This window comes from Methanobrevibacter sp. UBA212, assembly GCF_905233225.1.
GTDB lineage: Archaea > Methanobacteriota > Methanobacteria > Methanobacteriales > Methanobacteriaceae > Methanocatella.
Genome location: NZ_CAJODJ010000020.1, coordinates 1 through 19,700, shown reverse-complemented (window position 1 = coordinate 19,700; position 19,700 = coordinate 1). Strand labels below are relative to the sequence as shown.

At 40.5% G+C, this 19,700-nt stretch carries 21 protein-coding genes and 1 tRNA gene; 10 read left to right on the top strand and 12 right to left on the bottom strand.

Annotated elements, in window-relative coordinates:
• Positions 1-4 precede the first annotated feature (4 nt).
• Complete coding sequence (locus QZ138_RS06815) at positions 5-403, bottom strand: exodeoxyribonuclease VII large subunit (protein WP_292887826.1); 399 nt, start codon at positions 401-403, stop codon at positions 5-7.
• An 86-nt stretch (positions 404-489) separates the two neighbouring features.
• Here QZ138_RS06815 and QZ138_RS06810 point away from each other — a divergent pair, with 86 nt between their 5' ends.
• From QZ138_RS06810 to QZ138_RS06800, 3 genes are all read left to right on the top strand, one after another.
• Entirely contained in the window at positions 490-1,122 is a 633-nt protein-coding gene (locus tag QZ138_RS06810; RefSeq protein WP_292887823.1) for a queuosine precursor transporter, read from the top strand.
• A gap of 147 nt (positions 1,123-1,269) precedes the next feature.
• Entirely contained in the window at positions 1,270-1,647 is a 378-nt protein-coding gene (locus QZ138_RS06805; protein ID WP_292887820.1) for a hypothetical protein, read from the top strand.
• 3 nt (positions 1,648-1,650) lie between these two features.
• A complete protein-coding gene (locus QZ138_RS06800; protein ID WP_292887817.1) occupies positions 1,651-2,157 on the top strand; it encodes a hypothetical protein in 507 nt (168 codons plus the stop codon).
• Positions 2,158-2,423: 266 nt separating this feature from the next.
• On the opposite strand, the gene QZ138_RS06795 is transcribed toward QZ138_RS06800, so the two are convergent.
• Complete coding sequence (locus tag QZ138_RS06795; RefSeq protein ID WP_292887814.1) at positions 2,424-4,082, bottom strand: ATP-dependent DNA ligase; 1,659 nt, start codon at positions 4,080-4,082, stop codon at positions 2,424-2,426.
• The gene (gene thiC, locus QZ138_RS06790) at positions 4,083-5,357 is read right to left on the bottom strand and encodes a phosphomethylpyrimidine synthase (RefSeq protein WP_292887811.1); all 1,275 of its coding nucleotides are present in this window, start codon (positions 5,355-5,357) and stop codon (positions 4,083-4,085) included.
• A gap of 128 nt (positions 5,358-5,485) precedes the next feature.
• Between thiC and QZ138_RS06785 the strand changes: the two genes are divergently transcribed.
• Positions 5,486-6,340, top strand: coding sequence for a methanogenesis marker 8 protein (locus QZ138_RS06785; RefSeq protein WP_292887809.1), 855 nt, complete (start codon positions 5,486-5,488; stop codon positions 6,338-6,340).
• A gap of 9 nt (positions 6,341-6,349) precedes the next feature.
• Complete coding sequence (locus tag QZ138_RS06780; protein WP_292887806.1) at positions 6,350-7,039, top strand: PolC-type DNA polymerase III; 690 nt, start codon at positions 6,350-6,352, stop codon at positions 7,037-7,039.
• Between the two features lie 164 nt (positions 7,040-7,203).
• Here the strand turns inward: QZ138_RS06780 and QZ138_RS06775 are convergent, their stop codons facing one another.
• Positions 7,204-9,399, bottom strand: coding sequence for a CDC48 family AAA ATPase (locus QZ138_RS06775; protein ID WP_292887803.1), 2,196 nt, complete (start codon positions 9,397-9,399; stop codon positions 7,204-7,206).
• Positions 9,400-9,710: 311 nt separating this feature from the next.
• Positions 9,711-11,021, bottom strand: coding sequence for a prephenate dehydrogenase (locus tag QZ138_RS06770; protein ID WP_292887800.1), 1,311 nt, complete (start codon positions 11,019-11,021; stop codon positions 9,711-9,713).
• Positions 11,022-11,078: 57 nt separating this feature from the next.
• On the opposite strand from QZ138_RS06770, the gene QZ138_RS06765 reads away from it, so the two are divergent.
• The 3 genes from QZ138_RS06765 to QZ138_RS06755 are packed head-to-tail and all read left to right on the top strand — an operon-like array spanning position 11,079 to position 14,217.
• Positions 11,079-12,140 (top strand): mRNA surveillance protein pelota, encoded by a 1,062-nt coding sequence (locus QZ138_RS06765; RefSeq protein ID WP_292887796.1) that lies wholly within the window; start codon positions 11,079-11,081, stop codon positions 12,138-12,140.
• A gap of 59 nt (positions 12,141-12,199) precedes the next feature.
• On the top strand, positions 12,200-13,162 hold the full coding sequence (locus tag QZ138_RS06760; protein WP_292887859.1) for a cell wall biosynthesis protein: 963 nt from the start codon (positions 12,200-12,202) through the stop codon (positions 13,160-13,162).
• Between the two features lie 5 nt (positions 13,163-13,167).
• Positions 13,168-14,217, top strand: coding sequence for a glycosyltransferase (locus QZ138_RS06755; protein ID WP_292887793.1), 1,050 nt, complete (start codon positions 13,168-13,170; stop codon positions 14,215-14,217).
• A 5-nt stretch (positions 14,218-14,222) separates the two neighbouring features.
• On the opposite strand, the gene QZ138_RS06750 is transcribed toward QZ138_RS06755, so the two are convergent.
• Positions 14,223-15,524: an NAD(P)/FAD-dependent oxidoreductase gene (locus QZ138_RS06750; RefSeq protein ID WP_292887790.1), complete on the bottom strand. Its 1,302-nt coding sequence runs from the start codon at positions 15,522-15,524 to the stop codon at positions 14,223-14,225.
• Positions 15,525-15,603: 79 nt separating this feature from the next.
• Here QZ138_RS06750 and QZ138_RS06745 point away from each other — a divergent pair, with 79 nt between their 5' ends.
• Entirely contained in the window at positions 15,604-15,879 is a 276-nt protein-coding gene (locus QZ138_RS06745; RefSeq protein ID WP_292600698.1) for a HypC/HybG/HupF family hydrogenase formation chaperone, read from the top strand.
• Here the strand turns inward: QZ138_RS06745 and QZ138_RS06740 are convergent.
• From QZ138_RS06740 to tfe, 6 genes are all read right to left on the bottom strand, one after another.
• A complete protein-coding gene (locus QZ138_RS06740; protein WP_292887857.1) occupies positions 15,873-16,388 on the bottom strand; it encodes an amino acid-binding protein in 516 nt (171 codons plus the stop codon). The two genes, QZ138_RS06745 and QZ138_RS06740, sit on opposite strands and share 7 nt — an antisense overlap.
• A 117-nt stretch (positions 16,389-16,505) precedes the next feature.
• Positions 16,506-16,580, bottom strand: a tRNA-Ile gene (locus QZ138_RS06735).
• A gap of 102 nt (positions 16,581-16,682) precedes the next feature.
• A complete protein-coding gene (locus tag QZ138_RS06730; RefSeq protein WP_292600700.1) occupies positions 16,683-16,967 on the bottom strand; it encodes an iron-sulfur cluster assembly protein in 285 nt (94 codons plus the stop codon).
• A gap of 59 nt (positions 16,968-17,026) precedes the next feature.
• Entirely contained in the window at positions 17,027-17,938 is a 912-nt protein-coding gene (locus QZ138_RS06725) for a DUF5591 domain-containing protein (RefSeq protein WP_292887788.1), read from the bottom strand.
• A 1-nt stretch (position 17,939) separates the two neighbouring features.
• Positions 17,940-18,431: a TIGR00295 family protein gene (locus tag QZ138_RS06720; protein ID WP_292887786.1), complete on the bottom strand. Its 492-nt coding sequence runs from the start codon at positions 18,429-18,431 to the stop codon at positions 17,940-17,942.
• A gap of 5 nt (positions 18,432-18,436) precedes the next feature.
• On the bottom strand, positions 18,437-18,943 hold the full coding sequence (tfe, locus tag QZ138_RS06715; RefSeq protein ID WP_292600744.1) for a transcription factor E: 507 nt from the start codon (positions 18,941-18,943) through the stop codon (positions 18,437-18,439).
• 573 nt (positions 18,944-19,516) lie between these two features.
• Between tfe and QZ138_RS06710 the strand changes: the two genes are divergently transcribed.
• The coding region (locus tag QZ138_RS06710) for a helix-turn-helix domain-containing protein (RefSeq protein WP_292887784.1) at positions 19,517-19,700 on the top strand (184 nt) is incomplete at its 3' end.

Below are 19,700 nucleotides of genomic sequence, written 5' to 3'. Positions count from 1 at the left end.
ATTGTTAGCTGACCATCCTCAGACTGTCCCCGCTCGATAAAATCAGCTCCATCTCTGAGTTGTACTGGGTGACCGTTCCAACAACCTCTACCTTGTGGCCCCTGAAATCCTCAATGTCAATGTTTCTGGACTGTATTTCGCCGACCTGGCTTTCAAATATGATCAGCTGTATCTGCGCCTCCCCGTCATTGATGGTTAAAAAGTAGCTAGTCTTCGATTTTGACTGGGCGATGTCGCTGATTACCCCGTCAAGCCTTACCTCTTCATCAATCATTCCACGGTTTATGTCCTTGATGTCAACTTCCTTGACTTCTATTGTCGGAGTGAAAGCTATCAAACCTATGATTCCGACAAGTGAAGTTATGAGTGCGATTTTCAATAGTTTGTCGTCTGTGATTTCCATGATTTCATGGTTGTTTTTTGGAATGGATATATTCGATAGGATTTTGACTTGTAAAATTTATGTAGGATTGGAAATATAGTATAATCATGTTTGAAGATTTGACAAAAACCGACTTGTATGCAATCATAGCGGGTGTTTTCACTGCTTGTCTGATTGTATCGAATATAATTGCGGGAAAGACTTTTTCCTTTTTCTCCTTTGTCCTTCCCTGCGGTGTCATAATCTTTCCTGTGGTTTACATCATCAATGACCTTTTGGCTGAAGTGTACGGCTATGAAAAGGCACGAAGGGTGATCCTTTTAGGATTTTTCATGAATCTTGTTGCGGTAATCTGCTTTACCGTTACGATATGGCTGCCTGCACCTGAATTCTTTACAAATTCAGAGGCCTATGCCATAGTTTTGGGCTCAACATGGAGGCTGCTGATAGCTGGATTCATCGCATATCTCGTTGGAAGCCTTGTCAATGCAAAGGTAATGGTCTATCTAAAGAGGGTTGATGAGAAAAAATTGTTCGTGAGATGCATCGTTTCAACATTTTTCGGGGAGGGTATGGATGCGCTGATATACATCACAATCGCATTCTTTCAAACCATGCCTACAGAGGCTCTGATTGCAATGATATTTGTTCAGGCAATCGTCAAGACAGTCTATGAAATCATCGTATATCCTTTGACCAAATATGTTATCGGCAGGGTCAAGGCTCTTCCGGACAACTAATTTTTTTTAAATCATTTTTGCAGTCTCCTTGCAATATTGACTTTAAAGCGTTAAATTGCTTTCATTTGCAACAAAAACTATTTATTATTCGCAATTCAACTCTTAACTACGTAAATTTTCTCAGAAAAATTATTTGGAGATAATGAAATGATTGATAGATTATATGACAAAACATCCAAGATTCTCTTTTCCACTTACGGAGATGATTTTCTGAAATATTTCGGAGAATACAAAAATATCATCAGGGAACTGGGAACAGAGGTCCATACGCTGTACGGTGCCCATAGGAGATTGGACAGGCTGGCGCTGGTTGATGATAACACATTGCAGAACGGGGAATTTGAAGTTAAGGATATTAATGATGATACTTTAAGCAGGATTTGGGAGTATAACAATTTGAAATCTGCAGAGATAGGAGCCATTATGGACAGTTTCATCATTAGTTTTGCAAATCCCGATTCATGTAAGGAAACTGTTGAAATCGGACGGTCGATTGTATTTGCTCCCATAATCAAATATCTCTAGAAGATGGGCTTGCCCAAAGAATTAAATACTATTGAAGATAAAGTTAATGATAATGAGAAAATCACCGTCCAGGATGAATTGACATTGATATTCGTCACTTTGTCTGTTAAGGACAGTTCCAAGGAGAAAATTCTTAAAAGGGTTTGCAGCGTTCTGAAAAAAATTGACTATATCGCTGAGTATAGGAGAGTTGTCATTGATTCGCTAATCTCTTTTCAGATAGAAAATTTCGTTAAGACAAAAGAGGAACAAGATAAATTGAATGAGGTGGTATGTATGCAGATGTCTGTTGAAGAATTGTTTGTTCAAACCGAACTGGAGTATCAGTTCGATTCTGGATACGATCAGGGTATTAAAGAAGGTGTTAAAAAAGGTAAAAAAGAAAATGAAGATGAAATTATCATGAATATGTTGGAAAATTTTGCAGATGATGAATTTATTGTAAAAGTTACAAATTGTTCTTGGGAGCATCTTCAGGAACTTAAAACAAAATTTTTAGAAAGTAAATGATATATTTTCTTGATTATTTCATTTTTGTTTTTAATTAAGGTTAATTTGGTGGTTGTTATGCAGATGTCTGTTGAAGAGTTGTTTATTCAAACTGAACGGGAGTATGTGTTCGATTCTGGTTATACTCAAGGTTATAAAGAAGGTTGTAAAGAAGTTAAGGATAGAATTATCCTTAATATGTAAAAATATTCCTTTGATGATGAACTTATCATGAAATATACTCATTGTACCAAAGAACATCTTCAGGAACTTAAAAAGATCATATTCTAATTTCCGGTTTCATACATGGAAATCAGTCTTTCAACGGTATCCGCATCCATTGGGCTTTTATCCTTTCTGATATTTTTGACGACGGGGAATCTCAGTGAGTATCCTGTTTCATATTCAGGGGATTCCACAATCTCTGAAAATGCGATTTCAAGAACTATTTTTGGCTCGACCTTGATTTCACGGCCCTTTGTTGAAATCTCAAGCTCCTTCATTCTGCCTGTGAGATATTCGAGGGTTGCATCGTCAAGGCCGGTTCCGACCAGTGCTATGCTTTTGAAGTCATTGTTTTCATCCCTAAGCGCCACAAGGTATGAGCCGACGAAGTCTCCCCTTTTTCCGATACCGTATGTTCCTCCGATGACGACCATATCCAGTGTTTCAGGCTCTGCCTTATATTTGAGCATCTTTTTGCCTCTGAGTCCTGGAATATACGGTTCTGAGCAGTCCTTGATCATGATTCCCTCATGGCCCTCGTTGATTGACCATTCGAACAGTCCCTGAATGTCTTCAATGTTGTCCGGAGTTCCAACTTTCATTGTGCTCAGGTTCATCTCGTCAACTGATGTGTCAACAATGCTTTCAAGGATTTTTCTTCTTTCCTTCAAAGGTTCGTCAATCATCGGAACCTTATAATACATCACGTCAAAGAGATATAATTTTAAAGGCACATTTTCCATTGCCTCTTCCACATTGTGCTTTCTTCTAACACGGTGAAGGACATTCTGGAAAGGCAAAGGCTTGCCATCACGTGTGGCAATCACTTCCCCTTCTACAATGTAGTCCTCATGAGGCAGGTGCTCATCGAAGAGTTCGACGATTTCAGGCAGTGCATTGGTAATGTTTTCCAGTCTTCGTGTGAATATGTTGATTTCATCACCTTTTCTGTGTACCTGCAGTCTTATGCCGTCATATTTTGTATCGCACAGTGCCCTTCCCATTTCGGGAATGATTTCATCTAGCGGCGGTGCCAGCTGCGCAAGCATCGGTTTGACCGGTGTTCCCGGTGTCAGATTCAGTTTCTTAAGGCCTTCCTCACCTTCCTCCTTGGCGGTTCTTGCAACGACCGAAAAGTCATTGGTGAGCATCTGTGCCCTTTCAACCACTGCCTTGTCGATATCAAAAGCCTGAGCAATCGCATCACGGACAATTCCATCTCCAACGCCTATTCTTAACTCTTCTGTGATTGTACGGGTAAGATATTTGGCTTCAGTTGCGCTGGCCTGTGAGAGCAGCTCCAGAAGAACTGCAATCTTGCGGTTGGTGGACCTTGATCCTGAAATCTGGGATAATTTCTGAAGGCTGCTGAATACGAAATCGATTGTGAGGGGCTGTGAGAAGAATGTCATCTGTGACTTTTTGGCATAGAGCTTCACGCATGCAAGGCCGATGTCTCCCTCATCACGGACTGCATCCTCGACTGCGGCCTGTGTTGTTCCGACAGCTTCTGCAACTGCCCTTTCGACCAATTTTCCTCCGATACCGATTTCCTCTGAGCTCCATGCAGGAAATACTGTCCCTAAAATCAGAAGCCCAACCTTTTCTATGGTGTCTGAGTCAAGGGTTTTAAGGTAATCTGCAATGATGTCGGTTTTCTCCAGCCTTTTTGTGGTTGCCTCCAGACTTGAGTAGACATCCACCAGTTCCTGATATTTCATCTAAAAATCTCCTTTGGCTATTTTGACTGCGCAGTACTCTCCGCACATCGCACACATCTCATTGTCATCAAGTTCGCATTTGTCACGGTATTTTCTAGGCTTTGACTTGTCCAGGGCAAGGTCAAACTGCGCTTCCCAGTCAAATTCCCTTCTTGCCTTTGCCATTGCCTTTTCACGCTGCCATGCCTGTGGCAGACCTTTTGCAACATCTGCCGCTTCGGCTGCAATTTTGGATGCGACAATTCCTTCCTTGACGTCTTCAAGGCTTGGCAGGGATAAATGCTCTGCAGGTGTCACGTAGCACAGAAAGCTTGCCCCTGCTGTTGCCGCTATGGCTCCTCCGATTGCTCCGGTGATGTGGTCATAGCCCGGTGCAAGGTCTGTCACCAGAGGTCCCAGCACATAAAAAGGAGCGCCGTGGCATATTGTCTTCTGGATTTCCATGTTTGCCTTGATTTGATTTAATGGCATGTGGCCCGGTCCTTCCACCATCACCTGCACGTTGGCGTCCTGTGCCCTTTTGACAAGGGATCCAAGGTTGACCAGTTCCTGAATTTGAGGGATATCGCTTGCATCGGCCAGGCATCCCGGTCTAAGGCCGTCGCCCAGTGATAATGTGATGTCATATTCATAGGATAATTCCAGAAGGTAATCGTAATTCTTGAAAAGAGGGTTTTCCTCATCGTTGTGATTGATCCAGGATGCCATGAATGTTCCTCCACGGCTCACTATTCCCATCATGCGGTTTGCTGCCTTGAGCTTTTCCACCAGGTCCTTTGTGATTCCGCAGTGGAGGGTCATGAAGTCCACCCCTTCCTTTGCCTGGTTTTCGATGGCTTTGAATATGTCGTCAGGGTCCATGTCAATGATTTCCCTATTCTTGTTTAATGTAACGACGCCGGCTTCATAAATTGGCACTGTTCCGATGCACAAGTCCACCGCTTCCATTATCTTCTGTCTGAAAAGCTTCAAATCAGATCCTGTTGAGAGGTCCATCAGGGCATCCGCACCGTATTCCTGGGCCAGCTTTGCCTTGTTGATTTCCAGTTCCAGATCATCGATTTTTGATGACGAACCGATGTTTGCATTGATTTTGGTTGTAAGGCCTTCCCCAATACCGCAGGGTTTTGAATGGCCGTTGACGTTTTTAGGGATTACTACCAGTCCCTTGTCAATCAATTTAGCTAGTTTCTTTACATCTATGTTTTCATTTTGAGCTACGCACTCCATTTCGGGAGTGATGTTACCTTTTTGCGCTTCACTTTTCTGAGTCAAATTTATCCCTCATGTTGACTAATCAATAATAGTTATCTTCGTTAAAGTATATAGGATTTTTTCAATTTTCGCTAAACATTATCTTTTTTTATAGTGGTTATCAAATATTAATACATAACGGTGGTCATATGGTAGAAGATAGACATGTCATAGAAACGTTAGGAAAAGTCCGTGTAGTAATCGAAAACGGCGAAATAACAGAAGTTGGCGAATCCGAAATGAAATATTGCCCAATGTTTCATGCGATGCATAAGGTGGATGAGCTCAACGAGGAATTCATAAGGAAAAACATCAATTTCAGAATCAGGGACTTTGGAATGTGCACACCGCAAAGGGTAATCGAGATGGACGACCTGGTGACAGTGGGCATTTCAGAAATCCTCAAGACCAACATGGAAAAGGGAAACATAGACTGTGTAGTCGGCGCATGTGACGGTGCGGGGACACTTCTTATGACCAATCCTCGCATTGTTCAGGGAGTCGGCGGAAGAGTCTCCGGCCTTGTAAGCACAACACCGATTCCGGAGGTAATTAAAAATCTTGAGGAAAAGGATTGTTTAATCCTGAATCCTGAAACTGCCGAGCTGAATCAGCTTGAAGGCTTGAAGATAGCTCTGGACAAGGGATATAAGGATATTGCAATAACAATACTTCCGTCTCCAATGGTTGAGGAAATCAGAAACTATCCTGTCGATGATGACGTTAACGTTTACATATTTGTGGCCCATACCACAGGAGCCAGTCCTGATGAGGTGGAAATGCTGTTTGAAAATGCGGATATCGTTACTGCATGTGCATCCAAGGCGGTTTCAGACTATGCCGATGAGAATAAACCGTATTATTATGGAGTGAAGGTTCCGATTTTCTGTGCAAGTGAGGACGGCAGAAGATTCCTGGATATAAGGCTTGAGCATATCGGAAAGCCGCTGACAACCAATGATTATCCAAGGGACAAAAGCGATGCTCCACATAAACTGATTTAGAGTGTAAATATGAAGATAATATTTTTTGACACTGAAACAACAGGATTAAACCCTGCAACTTGCCAGATAATAGAATTGGCTATGATTACTGTCGTTGATGGCGAAATTGTAGGGGACTATGACAAATTTATAAGAACAAATGAAAAGCTGCCTCAAAAAATTACTCAAATCACAGGAATTACCGATGAAATGTTGGATGAGAGGGGGATAAGTGAGGAGAAGATAGCAGAGGATTTGAAAAACAGGTTAACTCCAGGCACATTGATGGTTGCGCATAATTGCCAATTTGATTTGTCATTTGTCTATTATCTCTTGAGAAGACATTATCCAGATGAGGCAGATGAGATTGTAATGAATTTGGATTGGTTGGATACGCTTACAGTGGTAAAAGACCGTATGGAATATCCTCACAGGTTGAATAATGCTGTTGAGCATTATGAACTTGAAAAAGTAAATTTCCACAGGGCCATTGATGATACAAGAGCGTTATATGAAGTTTATAAAAAGTTAAAATATGATCCATTATACAGTCCTGATGAAATCGATCTTTACATTAATCTTTTCGGATACAATCCTAAGTATCCCATCAGTGGAATAAGACTTCGTCCGAAAATAACCTATAAACCGCAAAGATTCCATAATTTTCCAGATAAAAATAAAAGATTGCCTTTTGAATATATTTTGCCTAATCAAAAATAGTAATAGAGGTTGATGGGAAGATTCCATATCTTCCCAAAACGGTAGAGAAATTTGTAAATATAATGGAGGTTGGGAAAGATGTCCGTATCTTTCCCGAGGTTAAATATGGTTAGAAACTAAATATATAATAACTTGGAGGAAAATAGGGAAGTTTGATCTCTTCCCTACATGTACTGAACTAGTTGTTCATCCTGGAGCTTGTTTCCAGGCTTCACCTTGTCGATTGCATCCTTAAAGTATTTGTATGTGATCTCACTGGCTTCAAGGTCATCCCTTAGGGCAAGCATTGCAGCTTCTCTGCAAACAGCTTCAATGTCTGCTCCCACATAACCTTCAGTGTTTTTAGCTAGTTTTTTGATGTCCACATCGTCCGCCAGAGGCATGCCTTTGGTGTGTACCTTAAAGATGGATATTCTTGCTTCTTCATCAGGCTCTTTGACTTGAATGTGTCTGTCGAACCTTCCAGGTCTCATCAAACCGGCGTCCAGAATGTCCGGCCTGTTGGTTGCCGCAATGATTGCAACGTCTTCAAGCTCTTCCAAACCGTCCATTTCAGTTAACAGTTGGTTCACGACTCTTTTTGTCACACCGCTGTCAGTGTCATTTCCGCTGCGGGTACTGGCTATTGCATCGATTTCATCGAAAAAGATCACTGTCGGTGAAGCCTGTTTAGCTTTTCTGAATACTTCCCTGACGCCTTTTTCGGATTCTCCAACCCATTTTGAGAGGAGTTCAGGGCCTTTGACTGAGATGAAGTTCGCTTCGCTTTCGCTTGCAACGGCTTTTGCAAGCAAGGTCTTACCTGTTCCGGGGATACCATATAATAATGTTCCTTTTGGAGGTCTTATTCCCAGGCGTTGGAATGTTTCAGGATGTTTCAGTGGCCATTCGACAGCCTCTTTGAGCTCCTGTTTCACGTCTTCAAGACCGCCGACGTCATCCCATTTGATGTCCGGGATTTGAACGAGAACTTCCCTGAGCGCTGAAGGTTGAATTTCCTTTTGTGCGTTTTTGAAGTCGTCTCCTGTAACGACGATTTTTTCCATGACCTCTTTTGGGATTTCCTCATCGTTTTGTATTTCAGGAAGGATCCTTCTTACAACCCTCATCGCTGCCTCTTTACATAATGACTCCAGATCTGCCCCTACGCATCCGTGGGTGGTATTTGCGATTTTTTCAAGGTCGACGTCATCAGCTAAAGGCATGTTTCTTGTGTGGATTTCAAGAACCTCTTTTCTCTCTTCAGAGTCAGGTACCCCGATTTCGATTTCACGGTCAAACCTTCCAGGTCTTCTGAGCGCCGGGTCAAGTGAATCAGGTCTGTTGGTTGCACCGATTACCACCACCTGGCCTCTGGATTTGAGCCCATCCATCAGGGTTAAGAGTTGTGCAACGGTTCTTCTTTCAACTTCGCCGTTTGTTTCTTCTCTTTTCGGAGCGATTGCATCGAGTTCATCTATGAATATGATTGAAGGGGAGTTTTCTTCTGCCTCTTCGAAGTATTCCCTCAGGTTCTCTTCGGATCCGCCCACATATTTGCTCATGATTTCAGGACCATTTATTGCAATGAAGTGGGCATCACTTTCGCTGGCCACCGCTTTGGCCAGTAATGTTTTACCGGTTCCAGGAGGTCCGTGCATCAATACCCCTTTTGGTGGAGCGATACCAAGTTTTTCGAAGAGTTCAGGTCTTTTGAGAGGAATCTCAATCATTTCCCTTACTTTTTTGACTTCCTCTTTTAGCCCTCCGATGTCCTCGTAGCTAACATCAACAAGGTTTCCGACACCTTCGATTTTGCTCACGTCCACTGGGGTTTCGTGCAATTGCACTTCGGTGTTTGGACCTACAATGACGATGTCTTTCGGACTGGTGGAGACTACTGCAAACTTGATTTCTTTCATTGCAGGGGTGAAGTCCATCAATTCGTCAAACAGGCTATTGAAGCCCATGCTTGGTCTTGGTGCCCTGATTTGGGATCCGATGATGTCTCCCTGAACCATCACCTTTCCGGCAAAGAGTCCACGAACGTCACCTTGCACGCGAATGTTGTTTTCGATTGGAGCCAAAACAACCTTTTTCGCTTCGATTGCTTTTGTCTTTTTGATTGTGACCTCTCCTCCGATGGTGGCTCCGGAGTTTTTACGGACAAGCCCGTCAATTCTTATTACTCCGAGTCCTATGTCAGTCTGTGAAGGAAGAGCGATAGCTGCAGTTCTTCTTTCACCAACAATTTCAATAAGGTCTCTTTCATTGATTCCTAAATCGTCCATGACGTTTGGATCAAGTCTTGCAACGCCCTGGCCTACATCCTTTTGTGAAATTGCTTCTGCAACTTTTAATGTGATTTCTTTATCTGCCATTTTTATCATCTCCATTCGGCTGTAATGTATGTAAATGTAATGTGTCAAAATCTTTTTGTTACTTTTTGTAACTTTATTGACAAAGTAATCTGTGTATGTCTTACTATATAAAGGTTTCGGTTTTATGGATTTTTCAAAACCATCAAAAAGCAGCTGATTTATTTAATGGATAATAATATGGCTATTGTTAATTTTAAATCATGATTAAAAATTTTAACAATAAAAAATAGTAATAATCAAACTTTCATTTTCAAAATGAAAATTTAATTACTTTTAGACACTTTAATATTTGTTCGTATCTTATAAAACAATTATCTGATTATTCCGCCGAAGCCTGTGAAGAGCACCTTGACCTGGTCAATATCGTCTTTGGTCAATGAGGTAATCTCAAAAGTCAGGCTGACCGAATCGTCATCGATTTGCGGGCCGTTATAGGCATCGGTTAATTTTATGTTCAATATATTGTCATGCATCAGCACAGTTTTTTGGATGATGCCGACATTGACATTCTTCGGAAATACGCAGCTGATGCTTTTTGTCACTGTCTTCAGATTTTCAATCTTCCACTGGTGAAGTTCATCCGGAAGCATAATCCTGATGTTTGCTATACGAAGCTTTTTGGTTTTGGTTCCGTTTCTCAACACTGCTGTCTTGCCGTCAATGCTTTCAAGGATTCCGACATGGATTTTTCCTGAATAGATATGTTTCAGGCCAACTTCCTCTCCGACAGACTCATTCAGATAGCTGTACTCGTAGCTCAGGGCACCGATTGCCTTGTCACTTCTACCCAAAGCGTTTGTGATGTCTCCCATATGCTTTGTGGCCTTGATTGCAATGTCAATGAACTCCTCTTCATCGCCGTTGTTGATGACGTCCCTCAGCTCCAGGACCGCTTCGGCAAGGGTATTCCTGATTTTGTCTCCGTTGCTGTTCATTGACTGAATGTTGTATGTCAGATATGGATTCTGGGATACGATACGGGCAATCATATCAATCATTAGGTTGTATATTGGACTTTCATAGTCTTCGGTCTCGGATATGTCGACCCGCAGCTTTTCGATTGCTGAAGCTGTTGAAATGAATGAGAAATGGGTGAGAACCTGAACTATGCTCATCATGAAATCATGCTTTTCGGCACTGGTTTCAATGATTCTCATGTTTTTGCGTGCCAGATAATCATAAACCTTCTCATACCATTTGCCTTTCCTGTCTGCAGTCAATACGATTACCTGATTGTCAAGCCTTGTTGTCCTTGGACCGAATACTGGGTGTGTTGGAATGTACTCCACGCTTTCGGGAAGCGCTTCGCCCATGGTCTTTGTGGGGCCTTCCTTGACTGAAGTGACATCAATCATGACCGATCCGCTTTTCATGAAAGGCGCAACTTCACGGATGACATCGCAGGTATGCTGAATCGGCACCGAAACCACTAAAATATCGCTTATATTTGCAAGCCCCTCATTGGACTCAATATAATTCACGTTCATTTCATCTGCAACATGCCTGCCCTTTTTGTGGTCACGGCCGGTAATGTATACATCAAAGTCGTCTCTGAGATAATAGATTAGGGTCTTACCCAGACCGTCGCTTCCACCTATAATTCCAACATTCATTTTAATCATTAATAGTTTTCAGTAATATATTATATAAATTAGTAACAAGATAAATTATTTTGAATTATGAGAATCGTAAAAGAAAATGAAAAGGAAGGAATTGTTGAAGTTGTCCCCGAAACATTGGACGATTTGTGGCACTTGTCACACATCATAGAAGTTGGCGACAATGCTTCATCAAAGACAACACGCAGAATTCAGGACACCACCGGAGACAAGACTCGGGGCGACAGGGGAGTAAAGAAGACATTCTATTTAGGTTTGGATATCAAAAGCATTTCGTTTCACCTCTTCACCGGTAAGTTGAGGCTGACCGGAGTAATCACAAGAGGTCCCGATGACCTGATACCTCTCGGATCACACCACACCCTTGAGGTAAAGCTGAATGTTCCGCTCAAGATTACAAAATCAAGGTGGCCGAAATGGGCAATCAAAAGGATAAACCAGGCAATCGAGGCATCAAAGAAGCTGTCCGCAATCATTGTGGCCTTGGAGGATGACACTGCAACACTGGGTTTGATGAGGCAGTTCGGAATCGAGTATTACGGTCCGATAAAGGGACATGTTTCAGGAAAGAGAATCGTCGACAAGAACCGGCAGAAAAACATCGTCCAGTTCTATGAAAAGGTCATCGAGTCAATCGTCAAGTTCGATTCAATCCAGAACATAGTCATTGCAGGGCCGGGATTTTTCAAAAACGATTTTTACGATTATCTCAAAGACAAGCACTCTGATTTGGCAAAGATTTCAATAGTCGAATCAACAGGTTCCGGCGGAAGAAACGGAATCAACGAGGTTTTAAGGAAGGGAACCGTTGAAAAGCTGACTGCGGAAAACCGTGTGGCTCTGGAAATGGGTGCTGTCAATAATCTGTTGTCTGAAATAGGAAGGAATTCCTCAAAGATAGCATACGGTATCAGACAGACTCAAAATGCAATCAATTTGGGTGCCGTTTCTCAGCTGCTGATTCTGGACACTAAAGTGGCCAGCGAAAATATGGGTGAGGCCATGGACATGGTTGAGAACATGAAAGGTGAGGTAATGGTTGTCAGCAGCCAACATGAAGGCGGAAAACAGCTGGAAAGCCTCGGAGGAATGGCCGCTATTTTAAGATATCAGATTGATTAATATTTATATATTAAAAAAATTATAACTTATAAGTAAGATTTTTTTAATTAGTGATTTTTATGATGTATTCATCGATATTTTTTGCATTAATATATGTTTTTGTTGTTACTGCAGTAGGTACGGCAGTAATAGACATAATATTCCGCTTTTTAGGAAAAAGAGGATATTTGGGAAACCTCTTTCCTAATGTGAGGGGAGGAATTCCGCGTGCAGTGGGCATAGTCCCGGCAATTGTACTGTCTTTTTATATGCTGCCCGGATATAACAATCTTATTTTGATAATAGGTATTTTTGCACTAATCGATGATATCCTCGGAAGAAAGCCTTCTCCGTTTGGAGTTGAATGGGGTCAGCTTTCAAGAGGAATAGGAATTCTATTGGTCATGATTATAGGAATACTTGAAGGAATGGGAGTTTCAGCAATATTTGTTGCATTGATGGTCCAGCCTTTGAATATTTCAGATATGCAGCCGGGGTCCTGCTGTATAGTGACAATCATAATGTCAGTTCTGACAATTATTGTAATGGTTCTTATCGGTTCACCTGCTGCTGAGGAATTGCCTGCAATTTATACTCCATTGCTGCTCCTTGTGGTTTGTCTTGCCTACTCTCCGCTCGACTTTTCCGGAAAGATCATGTTGGGAGAAGTTGGAAATCATGTGTTCGGAGTTTCATTGGGCATAGCATTTTATATCATGGGAGGACTGGTTGGAGTCCTGCTGTTCGGAATCATAACCACAGCATTCATTGCATTTGTCAGAAGAAATAACCTGAAGATATTCTTCAGACATAATTTGGGAATAGTTTATCCCACATTTGGTGATTACTTTATGGATGTTTTAACTGGAGGGGGATTGGGTGACCTTTTCAGGAAATGGATACTGAAAGACAAACAGCATAACGTCACAAATCCTCTTTTGATTTCATTGGGATTCAGAAGGCTTCTTTACAATCCTCATGCATCAAGTTATACAAGATATGTTCCCGACGATTATATTCCTCGTTTAGGTAAGGGAGAATGAGTTTTATGAAATGTTTGTTTATTGTTACAGGAAGGGGACTTGGCGGAGATGCGATGACCGCATTGAATGCAATGAAAGCGCTTGAAAGAAAGGGTGTCGAGTGCGAAATCGCCCTGGACGAGTCCGCTCACGGTACATTATTTGAAAAGCATGGCTACAACTGGCACAGGATTTCAGTTCCTCACGCCGGAGGCCATTCCGCAACCAAACTGTCCGCCGTTAAAGGGGCTTCAAAATTAATCGTTGCCACCTTTAAGGCAAGAAGCCTTATTAAAAAGTTAAAGGTCGATTTTGTAGTTGGCGTGTTGGGCGGAGGGGCCATTGTTGCCTCCCTTGGAGGCAAGGTTGCAAGAAAGCCGACATTTTCCATGATTTCAACACCTCTCGATTCAAAGGTATGTCCTAAATTCAATCAGTGTTACATTTTGCCTGAACTGAACATGTTCAGATGGGACGAGCTTCCAAAAAATACTGCCAAGGCATTTTACCCGTTGGCTGAAAACATGGGTGACGGTGTTGAGGCAAAGGCGCTTGAAAAATTGAAGGAATATCCTAATTTTGATGAAAACAAAAAGACAATCGTGTTCTCATCAGGTTCATCCATATTTAAGGGAATGATTGACGCAATCAACATTGTTGCCGATAAGACCGATGAATACAATCTTGTTTTGGTCGGACTTCCTTTAAAGGAGGAATACGGCGAGCTTATCGATGAGAAAAAGATTGTGTATGTGGGATACATTGACTGGATCAATCACCTGTTCAAGTTTGCCGACTTGACTGTCCTGACTGATGATGGAGTCTCATTGGAAGAGGCATTTACCAATGGAAAGCCTATTGTTGCCCTTGCACGCATCAAATGGGGAAGATACCAGAACATGGCAGGCGTATTCAAGGGTGCAATGATTGAGTCAAGCGTTGAGGATGTCTGTAAAAGCATTGATGAGGCCTTCAAGAATTATGATTCCATGCGGGAAAAGGCTTTGGTATATGGTAAGCAGTGCATGGCCGCCGCTGATGATTTGGCGGAAGACATCTTAAAAAGAGTTAAATAGTGGCATTACAGCCACATGTTTTTGATTATTTTATAGTTTGTATCAGTTGACGGATGTATCTCTATGAATTCCCCGTAGTCATCAAGGTCATAATCCATTCTCATCAGGTATGAGAGATATGCCACATCGCTTACGGAAGACGGGGAAATGTGGTTGATTTTATTTATTCTGTTTTTGTTTTTGTCGAAGTCTATTTCTGTAAAACCTGTTTCTGCATTAAGTATTTTCCAGAATGCGCCAGGACCGCCAATTCCCGGAAATGAAATTGTTGCCTTTTCATCATCGCTCAACCTCACCTTTTCATTTTCGACAAAACTCACTTCCATGTTCAGACTCAATGTTTGAGGAATGCAATCGTAGGTCATCTTATTTCCATATCCTGCCATATTCCTTGCAGCTGTGATGCCCTCCTTTCTAGCTACTGGGGTCAGCTGATATCCTCCGGTAACATCACCTGCAGCATATACATTACTTAGGTTGGTTTGCATCATTTCATTGACTTTAATGGTTTTGTCATCATTCAGCTCAACAAATCCTTCAGCGATTTCACTGTTTGGTGTTCTGCCTGTGGCGAAAAACGGAACTCCATCAAGTTCCTCGTTGTTGTCTGTGAGGACCTTGTCTTCAAAGACTTCACTCACACTAGTGTTTTCCAGAATGTTGACATCTGGAATGATTTTTTCCAGGACGTATTTTTTGGCATTTTCTCCGAGTTCCTTCAGGAATGTGCTTCTTGCAAGGACATTGACCTCGCTTCCGAGTGTTGCATAGATGTTTGCAATCTCACAGGCAATGATCCCTCCCCCGATAATGTTCAGCTTTTCGGGAACATCCTCAAGCTTTAGGATGTCCTTGTTGGTCAGTCCGAACTCGCTTCCCTTGACATCGGGGATGAATGGGCGGGCACCGGTTGCTATTAACAGGTTATCGTATTCAAAGTTTTCACCGCCGACGACAACTGTATCTCCTTCAATGCTGGCCTTGCCATAAATTACATTATTTCCGACGCTTTCGTTTTCCATCTGATTAAGTTTACGGAGCATGACTTGTGTTTCTTTAATTTTTTCAACGATTTTATCGTATGAAATCTCAATTTGGCTTTTTAAAAATCCGTGGTTGTTGAACCTGTTGTTTTCATCGATGAATTTGGTAATGTCTGTAAGTGCACAAATGACCATACATCCTTCGTTCAGGCATGTTCCGGCAATATGATTTTTTTCAATTAAAGTAACGTCTTCACCTAGTTTTCCAAGCTCTAAAGACCCTAATCTTCCTGCTGGGCCTGATCCGATAACAATATTTTTCATAATATTCCTCTGTTAGATAGTTTTATATAATACAAACTTTTAATATTAATAATATATTAAATTTTGGAGATGGATAATTATGTGTATTGCAGCACCCGCTCAGGTTGTTGAAATCAACAGAGAAGATAACTGGTTATATGCTGACTTTGGTGGAGCAAGACAACAAGCAAAATTAGACCTTTTACCTGAGGTAGAGGTTGGAGATTACGTTTTAATCCATGCTGGTTATGCAATAGAAAAATTAACTGAAGAAGCTGCTAAAGAATCTTTAGAAGCTTGGGAAGAACTTTTAGAAGTTCTTGAAGAAGAAGACAGAGAAATGGAACAGGCAAGAATGAATGCTGAGAATCAGTAGATAGACACTCTTGTTACTCCTTTTATTTTTAAAAATTCATTTATCAGTTCGCCCTCAACGGGTTCTTCTGTAATTATTGTCAGTATAGGGTTTTTCTGAAGCTCGGTGTCTTCAGCATAAGCCTGTCTGATACTTATTCCTTTTTTTGAAATTAAATTTGAAGTGCTTGCTAATATTCCTTCGCTTTCAGATCCCACTTCTATTTCTATTACTCCCAATTCAAGGTTTTTGGCAATGTTTTTAAGAAGTGTTCCGGCAGGTATGATGTTGCTGAAGAGGTTATACAGTTCTGCATCATCCTTGATTATTTCGATTGTTGATTTGATTGCACGTCTGTCAACTTCAGCTGCACTTGCAAGTGCCTTATCGCTTATTTTCAGGTTTCCGCAGTAGATCTTGCCGTCATCCTTTAGTGACAGTCCAAGTTCGATCATTTTTTCAGCAACCCTTAATCTTGCAGGGTATTTCTTGAATTTTTCATTAACTTTTTCCCACATTTTAATCATCATTCCTACTTTTTGTACATTCATGATAATATTTGTTGAATGGGATATATAAAATTTTGTAAAAAAATTGTCGATAAAATTGTCAGGAAATTGAAAAATTCTTGAAAAAAAATAGTTTAGTAGGCTAGATGGGATTCGAACCCATGACCTCCCGGTTATCAGCCGAGCGCGCTAACCAAGCTGTGCCACTAGCCTATGAGATTTGTGTGACAGTTAACTGTCAACACTAATACTTATGTTTATTACTATATATAACTCTTTCGGTTAAATATAGAATTTAATTAAAAAATTAAAATATTATCTGTTAATCATTTCGTTAATGGATTCTGCCATGGCATGTCCTTCAACGGTAATGATTGCTTTTTCAATTCCTTCAACGTTTTCAGCTCTGATTTTAGCATCAGCAGCGATACGTGTAATACTCATACAACCTGGGTTGGTTGGTTTAAGAGTAATTTCAGCTTGATCGCCTTCAACGGTAATATTTTGTACAATACCCATTTCTACAATACTTATTCCCATGTGTGGGTCATTAATTGGAGTAATAGCGTCTTTAATATCATTTACTAAATCTTCTGACATAATAATTCTCCTATAATTTATGTATTTATAATTATTAATAATGTTATTTATATATGTTGTTATTTTTTCAGACGATGCTTTAATTTAACTCCGATGCCGTTGCTGCATTCTTCCATTTCACGGCCGGTCATTACTGCCCTGCCCACTCCAACAACGGTGTCGTCACGAACAATAACCACTTCGTCGCCCGGAATGATTTTATGGTCTGCTTTTTCAATTCCGGGTGCAAAAACAGTATTTGTTTGGAGGTCAAAATCGATATTCACAATATGGATTCCCAGGTCTTTTAAGATTTCTCCTCCCGCCAGGTTCAGTCTGAATAATCCGTAATCCTTATTCAATAAAGCCAGTTGGGTGCCATCGGATAAGATTCTTTTGTGGTACATTCCCTTGGTCTTGACATTGTCGGGGATAAATTCATCACCGTTTTCTCCAAACTGATATTTTGCAATGGATCTGAGTCCGTGTAGGCTTTTATCTTTTCCCTTCACCCTTTGGTGATTCTTAAGCTCCATCCTTAAGTTATAAAGTGAATCCGGTGAGGTCGGACGTTCGTCTGCACAGACGTTCACAAAATCATCGACATAGGCTTCCAATGATTCAAGATAGCCTCCGGCAAGATTGGCCACAATGTTTTTGCCTTTGCAGTATTTCGCTATCAGCCTACCGCTTTCCTCAATCTCATCTGCTGACCATGAGCCTGTTGTGCTCACGTCATATGACTGGATTGGAAAAGTATTTTCAAGTTCCCTCGGACAGATTCCAAAAGGGGAGGTTACGATAAGCTCCTGAAATGACCTTGTCAGCTTTCTGAACTTCTGATGGGATTTGGAATTGGAGTATGGTTTTTTCATACTGCACGGCAACAGCACAACAGTGTCTCCTAACGGTTCCATCATTTCCATCCTTTGTCTCCATCTGACCGCTTCCGGGCGATACAGGGACTCTTCACTTGAACATATTACCTTCATACTATTCCTCAAAAGCCTTTATCAATTCATCATCAAGTTTTTTCAATCTTTCAATATTGTCAGCGCTGTCTTCAATGGTTCTCTGCCATTTTTCAATGACAAAATCAACATCCACTTCCCTGGTGCCGCTTATCAGATTGTCCGCATGTGCAACAATTTTCTCCTCAAGGGTTTGGGGAATGTAGGATTTTTCAGGAAGTCCAAGCTTCACAGCCTCTTCAGCGGTGATTCCCGCACCTATATGCCTTTCAATGATATTCAGCACATCAGCGGTGCAGCCATATTTTGAAGCTATTTCAACTCCAACGATGGCATGGGTTATTCCATGGGTTCTGGATCTTCCGATATCATGCAGCAATGCGCCTTTACGTATCAGGTCTTTATCGGCATTATCAAAATTAGCGGCTATTTTCATAGCCTTTTTACAGACAGCTTTGCAATGCTGGATAACGTTTTCAGGAGTGTTCTCCTTTTCAAGCAATTTAATTTCCATTCTATCTATTTTTTCATCTTTTTATTAAATGAATTTAAATCACTTTTGGTTAATTTGATGTCCTTTTTGATCTGTTTGATTATTTCGCTGTTGTCCTGGTATTCCAATTCTTTACAGCAGACACACAGGAACTCTTCGTCTGACGCTTCGTCGAAATTGTATCTCACATGGCCTAAAGGACAGACGAAAAACATGTTGTTCTCTTCGTATTCCAGTTTGGCATTAAGCTCATTCAATTCTTTTTCGCCTTCTTCGTTTATTTGCCTGATCATTTCATCTTCGTCAAATTTCCATGAATAGGTGTACCATTGGGTTTCAGGATCTTTGCTTCTTTTATAATTGGCGATTTTCAAATCATAAAGCTTATATAAAAATTTCCTAACGATATTTAACTTGATTTCGGTTTTGTTTGATATCTCTTCATCAGTTTCAATGCCGTCAATCAATGCCTGGATTATAGGAATGATGGTTTTTTCGACGGTGTCCTGTATATCCTTAGCGATATATTCTATATCTTCCTGTGATAGGTTTAATGCTCGTATAAGGGTATCAATTCCTTCAGGGGTTTCTTCATCCGGATAATATTCTTTAAATCTTTTTTTAAGATTTTCTTCATGTTCCTTTTCAACGATTTTAGACAATGATTTTTTTACCAATGGATTGTTTAGCATTTAATTTCCCCTAATATATCTGTAAAGATAAAAATAATAAAATTATTATTAGTTATATTCTTTTTATTATAAAAATATATCTAATATTTAACTTTATTGTGCAAGAATTCTCGGGGATGAATTGCACATTTTAGTGGATAGTGTCTATATTTTTTTTTATGTGGATGGGGTGGTGAGATTAGTTTTCAAATGCTCTCGGATAAATGCTATATTATATGTATGTTATAATAATCTATATAGAAAGATGGGGGAAAAACTTCAATAAGTTAATTTTTTTCCTTTCTTTGTTAAGCACGGTTTCATAATAATAATATTCTAAAAAAAACAATCCTTTAGGATTATTTTTAGTCATTAAGATGATGTTTTTAGGATTTTTTTTATAATTTTAATAAAATGTAAAAAAAGATGTTGAATATGTGTGATAAAACATTTATTTTAACGGATAAGGTTGAATTTGTTCCTGATGAAGAGATGGAAAAGGAATTATGGTTTAATATTAATGCCAGTGCTTTTGTGTATAATAAAACATTGGAGTATAGTATTTACCGTGAAAATCTAGTTAAAGAATTCGCAATAGGCAACAAATTTAAAGTAAACC

What these genes read in the sequence shown, in the direction of transcription:
- QZ138_RS06815 (WP_292887826.1), bottom strand. Translation starts at nt 403, where the DNA reads ATGGAAATCACAGACGACAAACTATTGAAAATCGCACTCATAACTTCA.
- QZ138_RS06810 (WP_292887823.1), top strand. Translation starts at nt 490, where the DNA reads ATGTTTGAAGATTTGACAAAAACCGACTTGTATGCAATCATAGCGGGT.
- QZ138_RS06805 (WP_292887820.1), top strand. Translation starts at nt 1,270, where the DNA reads ATGATTGATAGATTATATGACAAAACATCCAAGATTCTCTTTTCCACT.
- QZ138_RS06800 (WP_292887817.1), top strand. Translation starts at nt 1,651, where the DNA reads ATGGGCTTGCCCAAAGAATTAAATACTATTGAAGATAAAGTTAATGAT.
- QZ138_RS06795 (WP_292887814.1), bottom strand. Translation starts at nt 4,082, where the DNA reads ATGAAATATCAGGAACTGGTGGATGTCTACTCAAGTCTGGAGGCAACC.
- QZ138_RS06785 (WP_292887809.1), top strand. Translation starts at nt 5,486, where the DNA reads ATGGTAGAAGATAGACATGTCATAGAAACGTTAGGAAAAGTCCGTGTA.
- QZ138_RS06780 (WP_292887806.1), top strand. Translation starts at nt 6,350, where the DNA reads ATGAAGATAATATTTTTTGACACTGAAACAACAGGATTAAACCCTGCA.
- QZ138_RS06775 (WP_292887803.1), bottom strand. Translation starts at nt 9,399, where the DNA reads ATGGCAGATAAAGAAATCACATTAAAAGTTGCAGAAGCAATTTCACAA.
- QZ138_RS06770 (WP_292887800.1), bottom strand. Translation starts at nt 11,021, where the DNA reads ATGATTAAAATGAATGTTGGAATTATAGGTGGAAGCGACGGTCTGGGT.
- QZ138_RS06765 (WP_292887796.1), top strand. Translation starts at nt 11,079, where the DNA reads ATGAGAATCGTAAAAGAAAATGAAAAGGAAGGAATTGTTGAAGTTGTC.
- QZ138_RS06760 (WP_292887859.1), top strand. Translation starts at nt 12,200, where the DNA reads ATGATGTATTCATCGATATTTTTTGCATTAATATATGTTTTTGTTGTT.
- QZ138_RS06755 (WP_292887793.1), top strand. Translation starts at nt 13,168, where the DNA reads ATGAAATGTTTGTTTATTGTTACAGGAAGGGGACTTGGCGGAGATGCG.
- QZ138_RS06750 (WP_292887790.1), bottom strand. Translation starts at nt 15,524, where the DNA reads ATGAAAAATATTGTTATCGGATCAGGCCCAGCAGGAAGATTAGGGTCT.
- QZ138_RS06745 (WP_292600698.1), top strand. Translation starts at nt 15,604, where the DNA reads ATGTGTATTGCAGCACCCGCTCAGGTTGTTGAAATCAACAGAGAAGAT.
- QZ138_RS06740 (WP_292887857.1), bottom strand. Translation starts at nt 16,388, where the DNA reads ATGATGATTAAAATGTGGGAAAAAGTTAATGAAAAATTCAAGAAATAC.
- QZ138_RS06730 (WP_292600700.1), bottom strand. Translation starts at nt 16,967, where the DNA reads ATGTCAGAAGATTTAGTAAATGATATTAAAGACGCTATTACTCCAATT.
- QZ138_RS06725 (WP_292887788.1), bottom strand. Translation starts at nt 17,938, where the DNA reads ATGAAGGTAATATGTTCAAGTGAAGAGTCCCTGTATCGCCCGGAAGCG.
- QZ138_RS06720 (WP_292887786.1), bottom strand. Translation starts at nt 18,431, where the DNA reads ATGGAAATTAAATTGCTTGAAAAGGAGAACACTCCTGAAAACGTTATC.